Source organism: Brevibacterium album DSM 18261 (genome assembly GCF_000426445.1).
In the GTDB taxonomy this organism is placed as follows: domain Bacteria; phylum Actinomycetota; class Actinomycetes; order Actinomycetales; family Brevibacteriaceae; genus Brevibacterium; species Brevibacterium album.
Genome location: NZ_AUFJ01000014.1, coordinates 166,428 through 186,827 on the forward strand (window position 1 = coordinate 166,428; position 20,400 = coordinate 186,827).

The following is a 20,400-nucleotide window of genomic DNA, read 5'->3' on the forward strand; positions in this document are numbered from 1 at the left end:
CGGAGGCGCGCTGCACCTCCGCCGGCGCGGTCCTGAGCCTCCCGGTGCTGTCCTGCGCGTCTCCGCGCTCTGACACAATGGCCGGGTGAAGAATGTACTGGATCGCTCGCAGAACCGTGTCGTCATCATCGGCGCCGGCCCGGGAGGCTACGAGGCGGCGCTCATCGGCGCCCAGCTGGGCGCCGATGTCATGCTCATCGAACGCGACCGCTGCGGCGGCTCCGCCGTGCTCACGGACGTGGTCCCCTCGAAGTCGCTCATCGCGACGGCCGAGGTGATGGGCCAGTCCAACCGCGGCCGGGACTTCGGCCTGCGCCCGGAGGGCCCGGACAGCGGCACGGGGGCCGTCGCCGCGGACCTCTCCGCCATCAACACCCGCATCCTGGGGCTGGCCGACGCGCAGGCGACGGACGTGCGCGACGGCCTCGTGCGCGCCGGCGTGAAGATCATCGGCGGCACCGCGCGCATCGCCGGGCGGGGCCGCGTGGCCGTCGCGGAGCACTCCGGCTCGGAGTACGAGCTGGACGCGGACACGATCCTCGTGTCCGTGGGCGCCCATCCGCGTGAGCTGCCCTCGGCGGTGCCGGACGGGGAGCGGATCCTCACCTGGACGCAGCTCTACGGCCTGGAGGAGATGCCTGAGCACCTCGTCGTGGTGGGCTCCGGTGTGACGGGTGCCGAGTTCGCCTCGGCATACAACGAGCTGGGCTGCCGCGTCACCCTCGTGTCCTCCCGGGACCGCGTGCTGCCCGGTGAGGACGAGGACGCCGCGGAGGTGCTGGAGAACGTCTTCCGCTCCCGCGGCATGAACGTGCTCTCGCGTTCGCGGGCGGAGTCCGTGGTGCGCGACGAGGAGACGGGCGGGGTCGTCGTCACCCTGGCCGACGGGCGCATCGTCAAGGCCAGCCACTGCCTCATGGCGGTGGGCTCGGTGCCCAACACGGAGGACGTGGGGCTCGAGGCCGCGGGCGTCCGGGTGGAGGACAGCGGCCACATCCAGGTCGACGGCGTCTCGCGCACCTCCGTGCCGGGCATCTACGCCGCCGGCGACTGCACCAACGTCATGCCGCTGGCCTCCGTCGCCGCGATGCAGGGACGGATCGCGATGTTCCACGCCCTCGGCGATGCCGTCTTCCCGCTGCGGCTGCGCAATGTCGCCTCGAACGTGTTCACGCAGCCCGAGATCGCGACGGTGGGCTTCACGCAGTCCGACTACCGCAACGACGCCTACGGGATCGAGACCGTCACCCAGCCGCTGCAGACGAATGCGCGGGCCAAGATGCTCGGCATCGAGGAGGGGTTCGTGAAGATCTTCGCCCGGCGCGGCTCCGGCTCCGTGCTGGGCGGCGTCGTGGTGGGGCCGCGGGCCAGCGACCTCATCCTGCCGATCACGATGGCGGTGGAGAACCGGCTCACGGTCGACCAGCTGGCCAGCAGCTTCGTAGTCTACCCCTCGCTCTCCGGCTCCGTGACGGAGGCCGCGCGGAAGCTGCACCACCACCAGGCCTGAGGTCGGGCGTCCGGCCGCCCGGAGCTCGGCGTCCGGTGCGCGGGCTCCTCTGCCGGTTCAGTCCTCGAACTCGACGAGGACGTCGCCGGAGCGCACGGCGGAGCCGGCGGACACTGCGACGGCCCTGACGACCGCGTCGTTGGGGGCCTTGAGCGGCTGCTCCATCTTCATCGCCTCGATGACGGCGAGCCGATCACCCGCGGAGACCCGGTCGCCGGGGGCCACGTCCACCGTGACGATGGTGCCCTGCATGGGTGCGGTGAGGCCGGAGGCGGCCTGCGCGGCGGCGGCTTCCCGGCGGGTGATCCGTCGGCGGGGCCTGCGCTCCGGCGCAGGCGGTGCGGCCAGGGCGGCGGGCACGCACACCGTGAGCCTGTGCCCGTCGACCTCGACCACGATCTCGACGTCCTCGGCCGGCGCCTCGGCGGACGAGGCTCCCACGGGTGTGAGGGAAGCGGTCCAGGCGGGCACGAAGTCCTCCTCCAGCCACTTCGTGTGCACGGAGGGCTCGCTCCCGGCGAAGTCGGGGGCCTCGACGAGCGCACGGTGCAGCGGCAGGAGCGTGGCCACGCCCTCGAGGCGGTACTCGGCCAGGGCGCGGCGGCTGCGGGCGAGCGCGGCCTCGCGGCTCTCGCCCGTGACGACGAGCTTGGCGAGCATGGGGTCGAAGTCCGTGCCCACGTGGAAGCCCTCGGCGATGCCCGAATCCATGCGCACGCCGGGGCCCGAGGGCTCCCGGAGGGCGGAGACGGCACCGGTCGCGGGGAAGAAGCCGGCGGCGGGGTCCTCCGCGTTGATGCGGAACTGGAACGCGTGGCCGCGCGGAGCGGGGAAGGCGGCGGGGAGGCGCTCCCCGGCCGCGATCCGCAGCTGCCATGCGACGAGGTCCACCCCGGTGACCTCCTCCGTGACGGTGTGCTCGACCTGGATGCGCGCATTGGCCTCCATGAACGACAGCCGTCCGTCCGCGCCCAGCAGGAACTCGCAGGTGGCCGCGCCCACATAGCCCACGTGGGTGAGGATCTTCGCCGAGGCCTCCTCCAGCACCCGCTCCTGCTCGGCGGTGAGGCCGGGGGCCGGGGCCTCCTCGACCACCTTCTGGTTGCGGCGCTGCAGGGAGCAGTCGCGGGTGGAGAGCACGCGGACGCCGCCGTGGGCGTCGGCGAGGCACTGGGTCTCGATGTGGCGGGGGCGGACGATCTGCTGCTCGAGCAGGCACTCGCCGCGACCGAAGGCGGAGACTGCCTCGCGCGAGGCCGCCTCGAAGGCGGTGGGCAGCTCGCGGGAGTCCGCGGCGGTGCGGAAGCCGCGTCCGCCGCCGCCGTGGACGGCCTTGACCGCCACGGGGTAGCCGATGTCCTCGGCGATGCGCAGGGCCTCCTCGGCACTGGCGACCGCACCGGCCGAACCGCGGGCGATGGGGGCGCCCACGGCCTCGGCGACGGCGCGGGCTCCGGTCTTGTCGCCGAGGGCGGTGATCGCGGAGGCGCTGGGCCCCACCCAGGTGAGCCCGGCCTCGGCGACGGCGGCGGCGAATTCGGCGCTCTCGGCCAGGTAGCCGTAGCCGGGGTGCACCGCATCGGCCCCGGAGCGCTTCGCGATCGCGAGCAGCGCCGGGATGGAGAGGAAGGTCTCCTGCGGGCCCGTGCCCTCGAGGCGGTAGGCGTCGTCGGCGAGCTCGACATAGGGCGAGCGGGCATCGGCGGCCGTGTAGACGGCGACGGAGGACAGCCCCAGATCACGGCAGGCGCGGATGACGCGGAGGGCGATCTCGCCGCGGTTCGCGATCAGCACGCGGGTGAGCGGGCGCGGCGCGGACGTGTGCGTGACTGCCTCGGCCAGGGGTGACGCGGTCATCGGTTCTCCTCGACGTGTGGGGGCGCGGGCGGTGCGACGCGGGGTGCGCGGCGCGACTGCGGAACAGCCTCGCCGAATATATGGGCGAACGCGAACCCTTTGTCGGCCGGTGACAAATGCGGCTGGCAGGCTTCGAGGTGACCGGTGAGGGTGTGAGCGTCGGCGGGCGGGCGCTCAGGCGTGTGCGCACCCGCTGGGTCAGCTCAGCGGGCGCCGGTCGGGCGCGGGTGCTGAGTCAGCCCAGGGCGCCCGGCGCGTTCCAGAGGTCCGTCCAGCGCACGCCCATGTCCGCGAGGAGGCGGCGGAGGAGCGGCAGGCTCAGGCCGATCACATTGTGGTGATCGCCGTCGATGCCGGTGACGAAGGCGCCGCCGAGGCCGTCGATCGTGAGCGCACCGGCGACCTCGAAGGGCTCCTCGGTGCGGATGTAGGCCTCGAGCTCTTCGGGCTCGGGCGAGGCGAGGCGGACCGTGGTCGCACCTGCCGCCGCACGATGGTCGGTGAGTGTCCACGGGGCCTGGGCGGACTCACGTGTGAGGAGGCCCGCCCAGTGAGCGCTCCACAGCACGGGGGAGGTCCCGGCCATGCGGTCCCACAGCTCGCGTGTGCGGTGTGCGGTGTGCGGCTTGCCCACGGGCCGCCCGTCGAGTTCCAGCACGGAATCGCAGGCGACGAGGACGAGGGTGCGCACGGAGGGGTCGAGGGGAGCGTCTCCGGCGATCGCCGCCGGGGCGCCCGCCTCGAGCTGTGCGAGCACGCTGCGTGCCTTCGCCTCGGCGAGGAGGGAGGCGAGCTCGTGCACGTCGGCGTGCGGGTGCGCGGCCTCGAGAGCGTCCTCGTCGACCTCGGAGGCGAGGACGAGGGGCTCGATGCCGGCCGCGCGGAGGATCCGCCTGCGGGAGGGGGAGGCCGAGGCCAGCAGCAGGCGCGGGGACGGAGCGGTCATGCGGGGTCCTCGGGTCGGGGGACGGAGGTGCGGGGCGCGGCGAGGCGCTCGGCGATCGCGGAGACGACGGCGGCGGCGAGCTGGGAGGCGCCGAGGCGGCTGGGGCGCTGGCCGGAGGGATCGACGAGGCCCACGCGGGTGGTGCCGGAGAGGATGCGCGTCGTCGACAGGGGAAGGGCGCCCGCGGCCAGCGCCGCGAGGTGCTGGGAGCCCGCGACGACCCGGGAGGAGCGGCGGATGACGGTGCGCAGCGGATTCCTGATGGCGGGCAGGGAGGAGAGGTTGGGGCAGCACAGCACCACGGTGGCGAAGCCGGCCCGCTCCAGCCGCGTGAGCGCGGAGGTGAGCACGCCCAGCGTGAGCGATCCGGTGACGGGGTGGACGACATCGCCGGTGCCCATCGAGACGACGGCGATGCGCAGGCCTGCGGCCCGGGCCAGATGGGGGTCGGAGACGACCCGGTCGACCTGCTCGCTCACGCCCTCCGCGCGCGCCGAGGGCACAGCGCAGTTGGACAGGCGGACGGCCGAGCCGGTGACCGCGGCGAGACCGTGGGCGATGAGGGCGGCCGGCGCCTCGGGCCCCGTCCCCGCGAGCCAGGAGTCGCCGATGACGGCGAGGGCGGCTTCGGGGAGTGCCGCCTCAGGAGGCGCTGTCTCGGGAGGCGCTGTCCCGCCTGCTGCGGCGGCCTCGGCAGCCGCGGCCTCGGGCACGGCTGCGGGAACCACCTCGCGGTGCACGGGAAGGACCGTGCCGGGAGCGGGGGCGGCCGCATCGAACTCCTCGCGCAGGCGGCTCGCCTGGAGGCGGAGCAGGGTGCTGCCGGCGCTCGCGAGGAGCACGGGCGCGAGCACGGAGACCGCCAGACCCGCTGCCGTCCTGCGTCGCATGTCCGGGCACCTCGCCGTCCGTACTGTTCCTGCGGATGCGCGGGGAGTGCGCACCCGGCGGCTTTTCGCCGCCGCGAAGAGCCTACAGCCGTACTAGTCTTGGAGGCATGTCTGAACAGCAGAGACCGGGCGTCTCGCAGCGCCTGCAGAACGCATGGCGGGGGTTGCGGAGCTTCGGCGAGGGTGTCACACAGCAGCCGGGCGGCTCGATCCTGGGAGCGCCGGAGGCCGGTCCGATGGAGTTCACCGAGCCCACCGAGGACGAACTGGGCCGCGGGGCCTATGAGCCCTATGTGTCGCCGCCGTTCCGGCTGGCGGCTGCGTGGAGCTGGCGCGGGCTCGTGGTGCTGGCGGCGGTGGGGGTGGCCCTGTGGCTGCTCTCGCAGATCACGATGGTGCTCATCCCGGCGCTCGTCGCGCTCCTCATCGCCGCGCTCCTCACTCCGCTCAACAGCTTCCTGCAGAAGCACCGCTGGCCCCGGGGGCTGTCGACCGCCGCGGTCTTCCTGGGATTCATCGTGCTCGTGGTCGGCATCCTCACGCTGGTGGGGCAGCAGATCGTGGTGGGCTTCCAGGACCTCTCGGATCAGGTCGTGGCGGGCTTCCTCGCGATCTCCGACTGGCTGAACTCCAATCCCTTCGGCATCGACTCCTCGCTCATCTCCGAGCAGGTCGATGCCGCGATCGACCAGGGCGTGCAGTACCTCGAGGACAACGCCTCGAACCTGGCCGGCGGCGCCGCGGGCGCGGTGACCTCGGTGGGCACGTTCCTCACCGGACTCGTGCTCGCGCTGTTCACGGCGTTCTTCTTCCTGCTCGACGGCCGGCGCATGTTCTCCTGGGGCATCGGCCTCCTGCCGCGGCCTGCGCGGGCCAAGACTGAGGGCGCGCTGCTGCGCGGCTGGCAGACGCTCGTGCAGTACGTGCGGGTGCAGATCATCGTCGCGGCCGTGGACGCCGTGGGGATCGGCATCGGCGCGTTCTTCCTGGGGCTGCCGCTCGTCATCCCGCTCACCCTGCTCGTGTTCATGGCCTCGTTCGTGCCCGTCGTCGGAGCCGTGCTCACCGGCATCATCGCGGTGCTCGTGGCGCTCGTGTCACAGGGCTTCGTCTCCGCGCTCATCATGCTGGCGATCGTGCTGGCCGTGCAGCAGATCGAGAGCAATGTGCTCCAGCCGTTCATCATGGGCAAGGCGGTCTCGGTGCACCCGCTCGCGGTGCTGCTCGCGGTGGCGGCGGGAGGCTTCCTGTTCGGGATCGTCGGTGCGCTCTTCGCAGTCCCGGTCATCGCAGTGGCGAACACGATCGTGCGGTTCCTGGCCGGCCACGACATCTTCGCCTCGGACGCCGACGGCGGCGGGGACGATCCGCCGAAGCTGGAGCGGGAGCTCGCCCGGAGGCACGGTGCCGAGGCCGATCCCGCCGGGACGGCGGCCGCCGGGCAGGCCGGTGCCGATGGGGTGCCCGTCTCCTCCGGGCCGGACGCGGGAACGGCGTCGCAGGACCGTGCGGCGGATTCGCCCGCCTCGCAGTCCGGAGCCGAGGCGGGACGCCGGGGCGAGTATTCGCTGCGCACCGATCCGGGCCCGCGTGCCGCCGCCGAGGACGGCACTGCCGCGGATCCGGTGACAGGCGAGGGCGGAGGGCCCCGCACGCCGCGCCCGCCCGAAGAGGGCTGAGCGGACGCCGGCCGGAGGGCCGGGCCTCGCCGCCCGCGGGGAGCGCTCCCCGCGGGCGGCGCTCTGCAGTCGGCCGGCCGGCGGGCCGTCAGCGGCCGGGAACGTCAGCGCCCGGCACAGGGACTCGTCCTGTGCCGGGCGCCGTGATGTGCGGGCGGATCAGCGGATCCGTGAGCGTGCTCCGCTCAGGCGAAGGGCTCGACCTTCTCGACCGTGACGGAGATCGACTTGCCGTTGGGCGCCTCGTAGGAGGTCGAGTCTCCGACCTTGGCGCCGTTGACCGCCGCTCCCAGCGGGGAGGCCTCGGAGACGACGTCGATATCCGAATCGGAGCCGACGATCTCGCGCGAGCCCAGCAGGAACCGCATCTCACGGCTCGCCACCTTCGCGGTGATGACGGTGCCCGGTGAGGCCGTGCTGAAGTCCGTGCTCGCCCCGCCCACCGTGGCATGGCGCAGCAGGTGCTCGAGCTGGCGGATGCGCGCCTCGATCTTGCCCTGCTCCTCGCGGGCTGCGTGGTAGCCGCCGTTCTCCTTGAGATCGCCCTCCTCGCGGGCGGCGTCGATCTTCTCCGCGATCTCCGCGCGGCCCTGCCCCGAGAGGTGTTCGAGCTCCTCCGAGAGCCGATCGAAGGCCTCCTGGCTCAGCCAGGTCTCCTCGCCGGTGACTTCTTCGGTCATTGCGCCTCCTCGTGTGCGAAAGGCCCGCATGTCTGCGGGCCTCGGGGATGCGGTCGGTCGGACCCGCGTTCCCGGCAGTGATTGATCCCGGAGGCAACGTCTGCCATCCGGGATCGTTCCTGAGACACGAATCATATCGGCAAGGGCGGTGCATCTCAACCGCAGTCGGAGGCCGGCTCTGCTGTGCCCCTTCCGGGCCCCGTCCGGAACAGGCGCTCCTCAGCCCGGAGGGGAGTCCGCGAACCAGCACGCGTCGATGTGACCGCTGGCGGCGAGCTGCGTCGTGGCGATCTCCGCGTGGAGCACGACCGGGTCCGAGGCGTCCGCGGCGGGATCGGCCGGGACGTCCCTCTCGACGTAGCCCACCACGGCATCGTGCTCGTTGATCGCCCGGATCCCGCACGTGATGTCGCGCTGCGCGTCCGGGACGACGGAGACGGTGGCGCGGGTGAGCGTCGAGTCGACGACCTCGTAGCTGAGGTTCTTGCCGCCCTGCGGGGAGTCCGCGGGGGAGAAGGCGATCCAGCCGATCGCCGCACAGCCGATGGCGAGGGCGGCAGCGGTCGCGATCGCCGCGGTGCGCCTGCGCCGCGGCCTGCCCGAGGCGGAGGCGCCCGCCGTGCCGCCGTGCGCCGGCGCACCGGACAGGGCTGCGGGCATGCGCTTGCCGTAGCGGGAGGAGAGATCGGGCGGTGCAGTCACGTGCCCATTCTCTCAGATGCCGTCAGCCGCTCCGACGTGCGGTCGTCAGGTGCACCGACTACCCTGTAGGGGCCTGCGCGCACGTGCGCGCAGGGAAGTCGACACGGAGGACTCATGCACAAGCGGGACGAGCGCCAGTCCGGCCCCTACTCGGGTCTGCGGCTGCTCGCCGTGCACGCGCACCCGGACGATGAATCGTCGAAGGGCGCAGCCACGACGGCGAAGTACGCGGCGCTGGGAGCGCGTGTGATGGTCGCGACGATGACCGGCGGCGAGGCCGGGGACATCCTCAACCCGGCGCTGGAGGGCTCTCCCGCGGCGATCCGCGACATCGCAGGGCTCCGCCGGGACGAGATGGCCGCCGCCGCCCGCGAGCTGGGCGTCGAGCACGCCTGGGTGGGCTACGTGGACTCCGGCCTGCCGGACGGGGACTTCGACGAGCTGCTCCCCAAGGGGGTCTTCTACCGCGTGCCGGACGAGGTCGCGGCCCGCCCGCTCGTCGAGCTCATCCGCCGGTTCCGCCCGCAGGTCGTGACGACCTACGACGAGCGGGGCGGCTACCCTCACCCGGACCACATCAAGACGCACCTCGTCACGATGCTCGCGGTGGAGCGGGCAGCGGACCCCGAGGCCAATCCGGAGCTGGGTGAGCCCTGGCAGGTGCAGAAGGTCTACTACAACCAGGACCTCTCCGGGAAGAAGTTCCTCACGCTGCACGAGCGGATGCTCGCCGCCGGTGAGGAGTCGCCCTTCGCCGAGCGCCTCGAGTGGCTCCGGGAGCGGGACCGCGACCGGGACACCTGGCTGACGGCCAGCGTCCCCTGCGCGGAGTTCATCGACGCCCGCGACCGCGCCCTGCTCTCCCACGCCACGCAGATCGACCCGAACGGCGGCTTCTTCTCCGGCCATCGGGAGATGGCGAAGAAGCACTGGCCCTTCGAGGAGTTCGAGCTCGCACTCGACCTCACGGGGCGCGAGGCGCTGCCGCACGAGGACTTCGTCGAGAGCGACCTCTTCGAGGGCGTGCTCCGCGACTCCGGGGAGCGGGTGCCCGCGGGTCTCATCACCGCCGCCGAGGTGCTGCAGGCCGAGGGGGCGCGGTGAGCCCCGCCGCCATCGCCGGCGCGGCCTTCAGCATGCTCGCAGGAGGCGAGACCCCCGTACCCCAGGAGGGCGCCTATCCGGATGCCGAGGTGGTGACGCCGGGGACCCTCGGCTTCCTCGCGACGTTCTTCGTCGCGGTCGCAGTGGTCCTCCTCGCGCGCAACCTCATTGCGCGTCAGCGGCGGATGCGGGCCCGCGCCGGCGTGGTCCGCCACCACGCGATCCCGGTGGAGCGGGAGCCCCGCCGGCGCATCGCGGCCGAGTCGGAGGTCGGAGGCGCGGCCGGCGCCTCCGAGCCCGGGACTTCCGGTTCTGCGGAGGGCCCTGCGGAGGCAGCACCCGAGTCCGGGGCGAGCGGCGGTCCGCGCGCTCAGTAGTGGTGCGCGGCGGCGACGATGAGCGCGGCGAGGTGGCATCCGTAGCCGAGCACCGTGAGCGTGTGGAAGATCTCGTGGAAGCCGAACACCGCCGGCACCGGATCCGGCCGTTTGAGGCCGTAGACCACAGCTCCGGCGATGTAGAGCGCACCGCCCGTCACCACGAGGATGCCCACCGGCAGGCTCTCGGTCCAGATGCCCGGCACATAGCCGACGCCGGCGAGGCCGATCGCCACGTAGACGGGCACGAACAGCCAGCGCGGCGCCGTCGTCCACAGGAGGCGGAACGCAACTCCCAGCAGCGCGCCTGACCACATGACCGCCAGCAGCGTGAGCGCCTGCCGCGGAGGCAGGCAGAGGACCGCGAGCGGCGAATAGGTGCCGGCGATGATGAGGAAGATGTTCGCATGGTCGATGCGGCGCAGCAGGAGCTTCACGCGGGTGCGCCAGTGCCCGGCGTGGTAGACCGCGGAGGTGCCGAACAGCAGCATGCCCGTGATCGCGAAGACGGCCGCGGCCAGGCGCGAGGCGACGGTGGGCGAGATGATGACGAGCGCGAGACCGCCCAGGACCGCCAGAGGGAACGCCCCTGCATGGATCCAGCCGCGCCAGCTGGGCCGGATCTGACCGGCGAGCCGGCTGAGCTCCGTGCGGAGTGCGGCGCGGCGCTGGGGACCGAGCGCACGCGGGGTGCGGGCGGGCGCCTCGGGCCGGGCGGCGGAGTCGTCGGGGCTGCCGCGCGAGGCCGTGGCCTCGTGGCGTCCGTCTGCTGCGATGAGGTGCTCCATCCTCAGATAGTAGAGTGAGGGCCTGAGAACGGCCTTGACACACCGTCTCGGCCGACGACTCACGCACGTTCCAGGAGAACCCCACATGCAGCCCCAGCCGCCCAAATGGCTCTATCGGCTCTACAACCGGAGGATCGCGGCGGGGCTCGAGCCCACGGGCAGGCTGCCCCGGCACGTGGGGGTCATCACGGACGGCAACCGGCGCTGGGCGAGGGAGTTCGGGCAGACGACGGTGGACGGCCACCGCGCGGGAGCGCAGAAGATCCTCCAGTTCATCGGCTGGTGCGAGGAGCTGGGCATCGAGGTCGTGACCCTCTACGTCCTGTCGAAGGAGAACCTGCAGCGCAGCGCGGAGGAGGTCTCCGCCCTCGGCGGGATCATCGGGGACCTGGTCGACGACATCGCCGCCCGCGATGCGTGCGAGGTGCGCCTGGTGGGGGATCTGGGCATGCTCCCGGAGGACCTGCGGGGCCGGCTCACGGCCGCCGCCGAGGCCTCGACGGCGGGGCCCGGTGGCGCCGGCGCGGCCCGGGTGAGGGTGAATGTGGCGGCCGGCTACGGCGGCCGGCAGGAGATCGTCAACGCTGTGCGCGAGCTGCTCACCGAGCGCGCCGAGGCCGGCGAGAGCCTGGAGCAGGCGATCGAGGCCGTGACGGAGGAGGGCATCTCCGAGCACCTCTATACCAAGGGGCAGCCGGATCCGGACCTCATCATCCGCTCCTCCGGCGAGCAGCGCCTCTCGGGCTTCCTCATCTGGCAGAGCGCGTACACGGAGTTCTACTTCTGCGAGGTGTACTGGCCCGCGTTCCGGCGGACGGACTTCCTGCGGGCGCTGCGGGACTACGCGGAGCGGGGCCGGCGCTACGGGAAGTAGCGGTGTCTCAGTCTGCGCTGGTGTCTCGGTCTGCTTCGGTGCCGGGCTCGATTCTCGACGTGGATTGAGACGCGAACGGGGCACCGCCTCGGCGGCGGGTTCAGTCCGCATTCACGCAATCGTCACGTGACGCACTCCCGTTCCCCACGGTCGCAGGCCTGCCCGGGGCTAGCGTGAGAGGCGTCGGCAGGAAGCCGGCTCGGGTCCACACCTCAGCGGTGGGCAGCGCCTGAGTCGAAGACGGGGCGCACCCGACCGCGGCGTGCGGCCCCGATCCGATGACGCAAAGGGGAACTCCTGGTGCGCACATCCGTCACATACGTTCTCGACACCTCGGTGCTGCTCGCGGACCCTCGGGCGATGCTCAGATTCGCCGAGCACGAGGTGGTCATCCCGCTGGTCGTGGTCTCCGAACTGGAGGGCAAGCGGCACCACCCGGAGCTCGGCTTCACGGCGAGACGGGCGCTGGGCCTGCTCGACGAGATGCGGCAGGAGCACGGCCGGCTCGATGCCCCCGTGCCGGTGGGCGGCGAGGGCGGGACGGTCAGGGTCGAGCTCAACCACATCGACGCCTCGGCGCTGCCCGTGGCCTTCGACCGGAGCGAGAACGACACCCGGATCATCGCGGTCGCGCGGAACCTGCAGGCCGAGGGCGCCCATGTCGTGGTGGTGACGAAGGACGTGCCGATGCGGGTGAAGGCCGCTGCGCTCGGGCTTGCGGCCGAGGAGTACCGGAACGAGCAGACGACGGACGCGGAGTACACCGGGATGTCCGCCCTGGACCTCGACGAGGAGGCGATGGAGCGGCTGTTCGAGGCCGGCCGGCTCGTGACGGAGAAGGCCGCCGCCGAGGTCGTGGGCAGCGGCCTGGTGCTCTCGGGTCCGCGCGGCTCGGCGCTGGGCCGGGTGACGGGTCCCCGTACGATCAAGCTGGTGCGCGGGGACCAGAACGTGTTCGGCGTGCAGGGGCGGTCTGCCGAGCAGCGCGTGGCGATCGACATCCTCAGCGATGAGAGCGTGGGGATCGTGAGCCTCGGCGGCAGGGCGGGCACGGGGAAGTCCGCGCTCGCGCTCATGGCGGGTCTGCAGGCGGTGCTCGAGGACCGGACGCACTCCTCGGTCAAGGTGTTCCGGCCGCTCTATGCGGTGGGCGGGCAGAACCTCGGCTACCTGCCCGGCAGCGAGGGCGAGAAGATGAATCCCTGGGCGGAGGCGGTGTTCGACACCCTGGGAGCGCTCGTGAGCCAGAACGTCATCGACGAGGTGCTGCACCGGGGCCTGCTGGAGGTGCTTCCGCTCACGCACATCCGCGGGCGCTCGCTGCACGATTCCTTCGTCATCGTCGACGAAGCGCAGTCGCTGGAGCGGGCGGTGCTGCTCACGGTGCTCTCCCGGCTGGGGGCGAACTCCCGGGTCGTGCTCACCCACGATGTGGCCCAGCGCGACAACCTGCGGGTGGGCCGGCACGACGGGATCACTGCGGTGGTGGACCGGCTCAAGGGGCATCCGCTGTTCGCGCACGTGACGCTCATGCGCTCGGAGCGCTCCGCGATCGCGGCCCTCGTGACCGAGGTGCTGGAGGAGTACGAGCTGGTGTGAGGGTGCGTTCAGGCATCAGTTCCCGCTGATGTCTCAGTTCTTGCTCATGTCTCAGTCTGCGTCGAGATCGTGCCGGATTCTCGACGCAGACTGAGACACGAGTGCGCAGAGCAGACGAGGGGCGCCGGAGCTCGCGGCTCCGGCGCCCCCGCGCGTGGGGTCAGATCAGCGGTAGTCGCCGATCATCGTGGTGACATCGAGTGCCTTGTCCAGGTCGGCCTCGGTGATGGAGCCGTCCTCCACGAAGCCCAGCGCGATCGTGGCCTCCTTGACGGTCATCTTGTTCGCCACGGCGTGCTTGGCGATCTTCGCGGCCGACTCGTAGCCGATCACCTTGTTCAGCGGCGTGACGATCGAGGGGGAGGCCTCGGCGAGGAAGCGCGCCCGCTCCTCGTTGGCGGTGAGGCCGTCGACCATCTTCTCCGCCATGACGCGCGAGGTGTTGGCGAGCAGGCGGATGGACTCGAGCAGGTTCGCGGCCATGACCGGGATGCCCACGTTGAGCTCGAACGCGCCGTTCGTGGACGACAGAGACACCGTCGTGTCGTTGCCGATGACCTGTGCCGCCACCTGGATCGCGGCCTCGCAGATGACCGGGTTGACCTTGCCGGGCATGATCGAGGAGCCGGGCTGGAGATCGGGGATGTGCAGCTCGCCCAGACCGGTGTTGGGGCCCGAGCCCATCCAGCGCAGATCGTTGTTGATCTTCATGAAGCCGTAGGCGATCGTCCGCAGCTGGCCGGAGACCTCGACCAGGCCGTCGCGGTTGGCCTGCGCCTCGAAGTGGTTGCGCGCCTCGGTGATGGGCAGGCCGGTCTGCTCGGCGAGGAGCTCGATGACCCGCGCCGCGAAACCGGTCGGGGTGTTGATGCCCGTGCCCACGGCCGTGCCGCCGAGGGGCACCTCGGCCACCCGGGGGAGGGCGGCGTCGACGCGCTCGATGCCGTAGCGCACCTGTGCGGCGTACCCGCCGAACTCCTGGCCGAGCGTGACCGGGGTGGCGTCCATGAGGTGGGTGCGGCCGGACTTCACGATGTCGGAGAACTCGGCGGCCTTGCGCTCCAGCGAGGACGCGAGGACCTCGAGGGCGGGCTTGAGGTCATTCACGAGCGCGTTCGCGACCGCGACGTGTACTGAGGTGGGGAACACGTCGTTGGAGGACTGCGAGGCGTTGACATGGTCGTTGGGGTGGACCTCGACCTCGGTGCCCTCGAGCTCGCGGTTGGCGAGCGTGGCGAGCACCTCATTGGTGTTCATGTTCGAGGAGGTGCCGGAGCCGGTCTGGAAGACGTCGATGGGGAAGTGCGCATCGACCTCGCCGGCGATGACGGTGTCGGCGGCCGAGGCGATGGCCTCGGCGCGCTGGGAATCCAGGACGCCGAGCTCGGCATTCGCACGTGCCGCGGCCTTCTTCACCTGGCCGAGGGCCGCGATGTGCTCGCGCTCCAGGGTCTTGCCGGAGATGGGGAAGTTCTCCACTGCGCGCTGGGTCTGCGCGCGGTAGAGCGCGTCGGCGGGAACCCTGACCTCGCCCATGGTGTCGTGCTCGATGCGGTATTCCTGAGTCATTCTCTTCTTCGCTCCTGGTCGGTGGCGTTGGGGGACGGTGGGCGGGCACTCCGCGGCGGGGGTGCGCCGCCCGTGGACGGGGTAGAGCGGATCAGCGGTCGCGGACGAGATCCACGGGGTTGCCGTTGTCGTTCACTGCGGCTCCCAGACGGGAGACGAGGTTCACGCGACCGTCCGCGAGGTGGTAGGTGAGACCCACGATCTCGAGCGATCCGCGTCGAAGCGCCCGACGGATCAGCGTGGATCTGCGGGGCAGGCGCATGACGGTGTCGATGGTGTTCTGGACGACCGCTCCCTGCACGTCCGTGAACCCCTCTCCTCGTGCGTGGACGACCGACGGCAGGATGCGCGTGACCAGATCCTCGATGAAGCCGCCGGGGGTCTCGCCGGTGGTGTAGGAGTCGACGGCCGCGGTGACGGCGCCGCAGGAGTCATGGCCCAGCACCACGAGCAGGGGGGTGCCGAGGACCTCGACGCCGTACTCGAGGGTGCCGATCGAGGCGGAGTCGCTGACCTGGCCGGCAGTGCGGACCACGAACATGTCGCCGAGGCCCACGTCGAAGATCATCTCCGCGGCCACGCGCGAATCGGAGCAGCCGAAGAGGGAGACGAACGGCTCCTGCGTGTTCGCGAGCGCGGAACGGCGCGAGACGTCCTGGTTGGGGTGAGACGGGGTGCCGGCCACATAGCGCGCGTTGCCCTCCATGAGGGCCTCGTACGCCTCGCCCGGGGTGGTGAACCGCCGTGCCGGGGAGAGGGAGTCCGCTGCGCTGTCCGGCATCAGACCAGACCTCGCAGGGCTGCCTCGCGTGCGGCCGCCTCATAGGAATGGGTCTTGTCGAGGCGATGCTCGGCGTAGACGTTGCGGACGGTGCCGGACTTCGAGCGCATGACGAGCGAGTGCGTGTGCACCCTGTCGCCCTCGTAGCGCACGCCGTCGAGCAGATCGCCGGAGCTGATGCCGGTCGCGACGAAGTAGGTGTTGTCGCCGCCCACCAGCTCGTCGGTCGTGAGGACCGCATCGACGTCGAGGCCCTGATCGATCGCGGCCTGCCGCTCCGCCTCGTCCTGCGGGTGGAGCCTGCCCTGGATGACGCCGCCGAGCGCCTTGATCGCGCACGCGGTGATGATCGCCTCCGGGGTGCCGCCGATGCCCAGCAGCAGGTCGATGCCGGTGCCGGGGCGCGCGGCGGCGATCGCGGCGGCGACATCGCCGTCCGTGATGAGCCGGATGCGGGCGCCGGCCTCCCTGACCTCGGCGATCGTCTTCTCGTGGCGCGGGCGGTCGAGGATGATGACCGTGACGTTCGAGGGATCGGTCCCCTTCGCCTTGGCGACGCGGCGGATGTTCTCGGCGACGGGCAGGCGCAGGTCGACGGAGTCCGCCGCCTCCGGGCCGGCTGCGATCTTCTCCATGTAGAACACAGCCGAGGGATCGAGCATGGCGCCGGCCTCGGAGACGGCCATGACGGAGATCGCGCCGGGCATGCCGCGCGCCGTGAGGGTGGTGCCCTCGACCGGGTCGACCGCCACGTCGACGCGGGCACCGGAGCCGTCGCCCACGTGCTCGCCGTTGAACAGCATGGGAGCCTCGTCCTTCTCGCCCTCGCCGATCACGACAGTGCCGTTCATGCTCACGCTCGAGAGCACATTGCGCATCGCGGCGACTGCTGCGCCGTCGGCGGCGAGCTTGTCACCGCGGCCCACCCACGGGCCCGCGGCGATCGCAGCGGCCTCGGTCACGCGCACCAGTTCGAGGGCGAGATTGCGGTCGGGTTCCCCTTCGATCGTCCGCAGCCGCTGCGACCAGGAATCCGTGACCGCGACCGGAGGCGCGTCGGGGTCCGGACGACCGCCGCCGTGGTGCTGCTTGATTTCGGGCGCGTCCGTCGACGCGGAGCTCTCGGAGTTCTCAGGCATACCCCTCATTGTGCCACCTGGCCGGGACGTCCACGCCATACGCATCCGGTGCGCGTCTCGTCCGCGAGGCTGCGGCAGGGCGCTGGGGATCCCGCGACGGCGATCCGGGAGATGCTGCGGCGCTCCCGGTGCCCGCGGCGGCGTCGCCCAGGTGCCCGCGGTGCGGGCACCTGCGGAATTGGAGACCGCGCGCGGGAGCGGCGACAATGGACCCGTGACCGACCAGCCAGACGCACCGCGCACGCCCCTGCCCACCTCCACGGCGCGCTACGGGAGGCTCGACGGCTCCTCCGCGCCCCCGGAGCAGCCCGAGCTGTTCCCGGGCGAGCGTGCGCTCGCCCGGACGCGGGCGGGCTCGCGCGAGGAGATGCGCGTCATCCGCCGCCACTACAACTGGGTGAACATGGTCATCGCCCTGCTGGCCTGCGGCGCCCTCGTGGCCGTCGCGCTCATGCTCGCGCCGCGGCCCGAGGGGGATCCGACGCGCGAGGTCGACTACACACAGGTCGCACAGAGCGCGCAGCCGATGGCCGCCTTCCCGCTCGCGGTGCCGGACATCCCGGAGGGCTGGCACGCGAATTCCGCGACGTTCGGCGAATCGGGGCCTGCCGCAGTGCCCACGTGGTACGTCTCCTGGGTCAATGAGGAGCAGGAGCGGTGGCTCTCGCTGCGCCAGGTGGCCGCCGATGCGCCCGAGTCCTGGAGCGCGGCGCACCTCGAGGAGTACGCCACCACGGGCGAGTCCGAGCTCGGGGGCGTGCAGTTCACGCGATACGAGCGCACGGGCGGCTCCGGTCATGCCCTGGTCGGCTCCGCCGAGGGGACGAACCTCCTCATCATGGGCAGCGCTCCGTGGGAGCAGGTCGAGGCGATCGCCGAGGAGGCCCTCACCAGCCAGGGCGACGCAGCGGGCTGAGAGCGGAGCGCGCAGGAGGCCGGTGCGGTCAGTCCTCCGCGCTCTCCCGGGCCGCGCGCGCCTTCTCGAGGCGGTCCTTCGCACCTTCGAGCCACGCCTGGCAGCGGTCGGCAAGTGCCTCGCCCCGCTCCCAGAGCCGGAGTGAGTCCTCGAGGCTGAGATTGCCCGCCTCCAGGGTGCGCACGGTGGTGACCAGCTCCTCGCGCGCCTGCTCGTAGCTGAGCTGTTCGACGGGCTGTGCGGTCTCGGGGGCTTCTGACATGGCGGCGTCTCCGTTCTCCTGTGCGGTCATGGTTCTCGTGTGCGGTCAGGTGGCCGTCGCGCGGGCCGGAGGCCTCGGCCCGGCCGGTCCGGGCCGGCTCCTCGGATGGGGTGGCAGGACTGCGGCGCGGGAGCCTCAGCGCGCGGGTGCGGACTCCTCGACGGTGGCGCGGAGGCGGCCGGCGGCGACCCGGATCGTCACGGCGTCCCCAGGTGCCACCTGCTCATGGCTGCGGACTGCCGTGCCGTCCTCCGTCTGCACCACCGCGTAGCCGCGGGCGAGCGTGTTGAGCGGAGACAGACTGCGCACCTGTGTGCGGAGGTGCTCGATCTCCGCCGCCGCTCGGGTGACGAGACCGGACTGCGCCTGCCATGCGCGACCGCGCAGGGCTCCGACGTCCTGTTTCCGGCTCGTGAGCATCGTCTCCGGGTTCGCGAGGACAGGCCGGCCCCGCACGTCCGCCAGTGCGCGGGCCTCGGCGGTGAGCATGCGGTCGAGGATCCCGTCGAGAGAGGCGCGGGCCTGCAGGATGCCCATCTGCTCCTCCGCGACGTCCGGCACGATCCGCTTGGCGGCGTCCGTGGGGGTCGAGGCCCGCAGATCCGCGACCTCGTCGAGGAGCGGCCGGTCCGCCTCGTGCCCGATCGCGGAGACGACAGGGGTGGACGCGGCGTAGACGGCCCGCACCAGCGCCTCATTGGAGAAGGGGAGGAGGTCCTCGAGGCTGCCCCCGCCCCGGGCGATGACGATGAGGTCCACCTCGGGGTCCGCATCGAGGGTGCGGAGAGCCTCGATGACCTGGGGGACGGCCTGAGTGCCCTGCGTCGCGGCATTGCGGACGGCGAACTCGACCGCGGGCCAGCGCAGCGAGGCGTTCCTGATGACGTCCTTCTGCGCGTCCGAGTCATGTCCCGTGATGAGGCCGATGCGGTGGGGGAGGAAGGGCAGCCGCTGCTTGTGCGCGGGATCGAAGAGCCCCTCGGCGGCGAGCATCTGGCGCAGCTGCTCGAGGCGGGCCAGGAGTTCGCCGAGGCCCACGGCCCGGATGTCGTAGGCCTGCATCGTCAGCCGGCCCTTGGCCAGCCAGTAGTTGGCCTTGGCGCGAACGACCACACGGGAGCCCTCGGACAGCGGGGTGTCGAGGCGGTCGCGGACATTGCCCCAGATCTGCACGGGCAGGGAGATGTCCTCCGTCGTGTCGTGGAGGGTGAGGTAGCTGGCCTTGGCCCGGTTGCTGAGCTCGATCACCTGGCCCTCGACCCACACGGTGGACATGCGGTCGATATAGGCCTTCATCTTGTGGGCCAGGAGGCTGACGGGCCACGGGTTCTCCGGCGTGGTCTCCGCCGCCGTGGCCGCGAGCGGGGCCTGCTCGGGCTGCTCGCCGAGAGTGCCGGGGGTGCCGGTGATCCGTTCTGCCATCTCGTCCTCCTCGCGGGTTCGCTGACGTCGGCCGAACTGGGTTCCGATCCTAGACGAGAGCACGGACACGGACGATCGGGGAGTGCGTCCGGAGAGCCCCGGCCGCAGCTTCAGGGCTGCTGGGGGTGCCGTTCCGGGGCGCCGTGCCGACCTGTGCGGTCGCTGCGCGGCGCCGTCCAGGCCGCGCTGATGATGGATCCGTAGAATCGGGGGCATGACTGCTGTGACCGTCCCTGTTCCGGCCATGCCGCGCCGCCGTAGAGACCGCTCCGAGATCCGTGAGCCCGAAGGGCGGGAGAAGCGGGTGCTGCTGGCCGCTCCGCGGGGGTACTGCGCGGGCGTGGATCGCGCGGTGATCGCGGTGGAGCGGGCGCTCGAGCACTACGGCGCGCCCGTGTACGTGCGCAAGGAGATCGTGCACAACAGGCACGTGGTCGAGACGCTGTCCGCCCGGGGCGCGGTGTTCGTCGACGAGACGACGGAGGTGCCGCGCGGTGAGCGCGTGGTGTTCTCCGCCCACGGGGTCTCACCGCAGGTCCACGCCGAGGCCGCGGAGCTGGAGCTGAGCACCATCGACGCGACCTGCCCGCTCGTGACGAAGGTGCACAGGGAGGCTGTCCGGTTCGCGAAGCAGGGGTACTCGATCCTGCTGGTGGGCCATGCCGGGCACGAGGAGGTCGAGGGCACGATGGGGGAGGCGCCGGAGGCGATCACCCTCGTGCAGAACCCGGACGAGGCGCGCACGGTCGAGCTGGAGAGCACGGAGAAGCTGGTGTGGATCTCGCAGACCACGCTCAGCGTCGACGAGACCATGGAGACGGTGGGGATTCTGCGGGAGCGCTTCCCCTCGCTCGAGGATCCGCCGAGCGACGACATCTGCTATGCGACGCAGAACCGCCAGGTGGCGGTGAAGAAGGTCGCGCCCGCGGCCGATCTGGTCCTCGTCGTGGGCTCGGCCAACTCGTCGAACTCCGTGCGCCTGGTCGAGGTCGCGCTGGAGCACGGGGCGAAAGCCGCGCACCGGGTGGACTTCGCGCGGGAGGTCGACGAGGCGTGGTTCCACGACGTCGCGACCGTGGGGGTGACGAGCGGGGCGAGCGTGCCCGACACCCTCGTGCAGGAGCTCCTCGGGCTGCTGGCGGAGTACGGCTACGGCGAGGTGGAGGAGGTGCGCACGGCGGAGGAGGACCTCATGTTCTCCCTGCCGCGCGAGCTGCGCAAGGACCTCAAGGCCGCAGGGCAGGCGACCTCGAACAAGAAGGACGGCGCGGACCGCGACCACGAGCTGCGGTGAGCACAGGGCAC

General features: G+C 71.8%; 19 protein-coding genes. 8 read left to right on the top strand and 11 right to left on the bottom strand.

Annotated features, from left to right (window positions below; translation table 11 throughout):
• The first annotated feature begins 85 nt into the window (after window positions 1–85).
• A complete protein-coding gene (locus K318_RS0111995; protein WP_029089661.1) occupies window positions 86–1,510 on the top strand; it encodes an NAD(P)H-quinone dehydrogenase in 1,425 nt (474 codons plus the stop codon).
• Between the two features lie 57 nt (window positions 1,511–1,567).
• On the opposite strand, the gene K318_RS0112000 is transcribed toward K318_RS0111995, so the two are convergent.
• The 3 genes from K318_RS0112000 to K318_RS21505 form a co-directional block, all read right to left on the bottom strand.
• Window positions 1,568–3,367, bottom strand: coding sequence for an acetyl/propionyl/methylcrotonyl-CoA carboxylase subunit alpha (locus K318_RS0112000; RefSeq protein ID WP_051297934.1), 1,800 nt, complete (start codon window positions 3,365–3,367; stop codon window positions 1,568–1,570).
• Between the two features lie 235 nt (window positions 3,368–3,602).
• Window positions 3,603–4,313, bottom strand: a complete 711-nt coding sequence (locus tag K318_RS0112005) for a Maf family protein (protein WP_029089663.1) — start codon at window positions 4,311–4,313, stop codon at window positions 3,603–3,605.
• Window positions 4,310–5,203 (bottom strand): SGNH/GDSL hydrolase family protein, encoded by an 894-nt coding sequence (locus tag K318_RS21505; RefSeq protein WP_051297935.1) that lies wholly within the window; start codon window positions 5,201–5,203, stop codon window positions 4,310–4,312. The genes K318_RS0112005 and K318_RS21505 overlap by 4 nt, the downstream gene beginning before the upstream one ends.
• A gap of 107 nt (window positions 5,204–5,310) precedes the next feature.
• Between K318_RS21505 and K318_RS21510 the strand changes: the two genes are divergently transcribed.
• Window positions 5,311–6,882: an AI-2E family transporter gene (locus K318_RS21510; RefSeq protein WP_051297936.1), complete on the top strand. Its 1,572-nt coding sequence runs from the start codon at window positions 5,311–5,313 to the stop codon at window positions 6,880–6,882.
• Between the two features lie 185 nt (window positions 6,883–7,067).
• Here K318_RS21510 and greA read toward each other — a convergent pair whose 3' ends face one another.
• Together greA and K318_RS0112025 are read right to left on the bottom strand one after the other, a co-directional pair.
• Window positions 7,068–7,562 carry a transcription elongation factor GreA gene (greA, locus tag K318_RS0112020; protein WP_029089664.1) on the bottom strand — a complete coding sequence of 165 codons (495 nt, stop codon included), beginning with the start codon at window positions 7,560–7,562 and terminating at the stop codon, window positions 7,068–7,070.
• 219 nt (window positions 7,563–7,781) lie between these two features.
• Entirely contained in the window at window positions 7,782–8,264 is a 483-nt protein-coding gene (locus K318_RS0112025; RefSeq protein ID WP_051297937.1) for a DUF4307 domain-containing protein, read from the bottom strand.
• A 114-nt stretch (window positions 8,265–8,378) separates the two neighbouring features.
• Here K318_RS0112025 and mca point away from each other — a divergent pair, with 114 nt between their 5' ends.
• On the top strand, window positions 8,379–9,368 hold the full coding sequence (gene mca / locus K318_RS21515; protein WP_051297938.1) for a mycothiol conjugate amidase Mca: 990 nt from the start codon (window positions 8,379–8,381) through the stop codon (window positions 9,366–9,368).
• Window positions 9,365–9,745, top strand: a complete 381-nt coding sequence (locus tag K318_RS21520; protein ID WP_035281749.1) for a hypothetical protein — start codon at window positions 9,365–9,367, stop codon at window positions 9,743–9,745. The genes mca and K318_RS21520 overlap by 4 nt, the downstream gene beginning before the upstream one ends.
• Here K318_RS21520 and trhA read toward each other — a convergent pair.
• Window positions 9,739–10,533, bottom strand: a complete 795-nt coding sequence (gene trhA, locus K318_RS21525; protein WP_035281751.1) for a PAQR family membrane homeostasis protein TrhA — start codon at window positions 10,531–10,533, stop codon at window positions 9,739–9,741. The two genes, K318_RS21520 and trhA, sit on opposite strands and share 7 nt — an antisense overlap.
• 85 nt (window positions 10,534–10,618) lie before the next feature.
• On the opposite strand from trhA, the gene K318_RS0112045 reads away from it, so the two are divergent.
• Window positions 10,619–11,407, top strand: a complete 789-nt coding sequence (locus tag K318_RS0112045) for an isoprenyl transferase (RefSeq protein ID WP_029089666.1) — start codon at window positions 10,619–10,621, stop codon at window positions 11,405–11,407.
• 360 nt (window positions 11,408–11,767) lie between these two features.
• Window positions 11,768–13,006, top strand: coding sequence for an RNA 5'-3' helicase PhoH2 (gene phoH2 / locus K318_RS0112050; protein ID WP_084500156.1), 1,239 nt, complete (start codon window positions 11,768–11,770; stop codon window positions 13,004–13,006).
• Between the two features lie 165 nt (window positions 13,007–13,171).
• Here the strand turns inward: phoH2 and K318_RS0112055 are convergent, their stop codons facing one another.
• The 3 genes from K318_RS0112055 to glpX form a co-directional block, all read right to left on the bottom strand.
• Window positions 13,172–14,575 (bottom strand): class II fumarate hydratase, encoded by a 1,404-nt coding sequence (locus K318_RS0112055; protein WP_029089668.1) that lies wholly within the window; start codon window positions 14,573–14,575, stop codon window positions 13,172–13,174.
• Between the two features lie 91 nt (window positions 14,576–14,666).
• Window positions 14,667–15,356: a carbonic anhydrase gene (locus K318_RS21530; protein ID WP_051297939.1), complete on the bottom strand. Its 690-nt coding sequence runs from the start codon at window positions 15,354–15,356 to the stop codon at window positions 14,667–14,669.
• The gene (gene glpX, locus K318_RS0112065; protein ID WP_029089669.1) at window positions 15,356–16,495 is read right to left on the bottom strand and encodes a class II fructose-bisphosphatase; all 1,140 of its coding nucleotides are present in this window, start codon (window positions 16,493–16,495) and stop codon (window positions 15,356–15,358) included. The genes K318_RS21530 and glpX overlap by 1 nt, the downstream gene beginning before the upstream one ends.
• A 214-nt stretch (window positions 16,496–16,709) precedes the next feature.
• On the opposite strand from glpX, the gene K318_RS23815 reads away from it, so the two are divergent.
• Window positions 16,710–17,411, top strand: coding sequence for a DUF4245 domain-containing protein (locus K318_RS23815; RefSeq protein ID WP_051297940.1), 702 nt, complete (start codon window positions 16,710–16,712; stop codon window positions 17,409–17,411).
• Between the two features lie 28 nt (window positions 17,412–17,439).
• On the opposite strand, the gene K318_RS0112075 is transcribed toward K318_RS23815, so the two are convergent.
• Window positions 17,440–17,673, bottom strand: a complete 234-nt coding sequence (locus K318_RS0112075; RefSeq protein ID WP_029089670.1) for an exodeoxyribonuclease VII small subunit — start codon at window positions 17,671–17,673, stop codon at window positions 17,440–17,442.
• 135 nt (window positions 17,674–17,808) lie between these two features.
• Entirely contained in the window at window positions 17,809–19,095 is a 1,287-nt protein-coding gene (gene xseA / locus K318_RS0112080) for an exodeoxyribonuclease VII large subunit (protein WP_029089671.1), read from the bottom strand.
• Window positions 19,096–19,309: 214 nt separating this feature from the next.
• On the opposite strand from xseA, the gene K318_RS21540 reads away from it, so the two are divergent.
• Entirely contained in the window at window positions 19,310–20,389 is a 1,080-nt protein-coding gene (locus K318_RS21540) for a 4-hydroxy-3-methylbut-2-enyl diphosphate reductase (RefSeq protein ID WP_035281755.1), read from the top strand.
• Window positions 20,390–20,400: the final 11 nt, after the last annotated feature.

Bases quoted from the DNA above. Each gene is read 5' to 3' on its own strand.
- K318_RS21510 (WP_051297936.1), top strand. From the start codon at position 5,311: ATGTCTGAACAGCAGAGACCGGGCGTCTCGCAGCGCCTGCAGAACGCA.
- xseA (WP_029089671.1), bottom strand. From the start codon at position 19,095: ATGGCAGAACGGATCACCGGCACCCCCGGCACTCTCGGCGAGCAGCCC.
- greA (WP_029089664.1), bottom strand. From the start codon at position 7,562: ATGACCGAAGAAGTCACCGGCGAGGAGACCTGGCTGAGCCAGGAGGCC.
- mca (WP_051297938.1), top strand. From the start codon at position 8,379: ATGCACAAGCGGGACGAGCGCCAGTCCGGCCCCTACTCGGGTCTGCGG.
- K318_RS0112075 (WP_029089670.1), bottom strand. From the start codon at position 17,673: ATGTCAGAAGCCCCCGAGACCGCACAGCCCGTCGAACAGCTCAGCTAC.
- glpX (WP_029089669.1), bottom strand. From the start codon at position 16,495: ATGCCTGAGAACTCCGAGAGCTCCGCGTCGACGGACGCGCCCGAAATC.
- K318_RS0112005 (WP_029089663.1), bottom strand. From the start codon at position 4,313: ATGACCGCTCCGTCCCCGCGCCTGCTGCTGGCCTCGGCCTCCCCCTCC.
- K318_RS0112045 (WP_029089666.1), top strand. From the start codon at position 10,619: ATGCAGCCCCAGCCGCCCAAATGGCTCTATCGGCTCTACAACCGGAGG.
- trhA (WP_035281751.1), bottom strand. From the start codon at position 10,533: ATGGAGCACCTCATCGCAGCAGACGGACGCCACGAGGCCACGGCCTCG.
- K318_RS0112055 (WP_029089668.1), bottom strand. From the start codon at position 14,575: ATGACTCAGGAATACCGCATCGAGCACGACACCATGGGCGAGGTCAGG.
- K318_RS21540 (WP_035281755.1), top strand. From the start codon at position 19,310: ATGACTGCTGTGACCGTCCCTGTTCCGGCCATGCCGCGCCGCCGTAGA.
- K318_RS21530 (WP_051297939.1), bottom strand. From the start codon at position 15,356: ATGCCGGACAGCGCAGCGGACTCCCTCTCCCCGGCACGGCGGTTCACC.
- K318_RS21505 (WP_051297935.1), bottom strand. From the start codon at position 5,203: ATGCGACGCAGGACGGCAGCGGGTCTGGCGGTCTCCGTGCTCGCGCCC.
- K318_RS0112000 (WP_051297934.1), bottom strand. From the start codon at position 3,367: ATGACCGCGTCACCCCTGGCCGAGGCAGTCACGCACACGTCCGCGCCG.
- phoH2 (WP_084500156.1), top strand. From the start codon at position 11,768: ATGCTCAGATTCGCCGAGCACGAGGTGGTCATCCCGCTGGTCGTGGTC.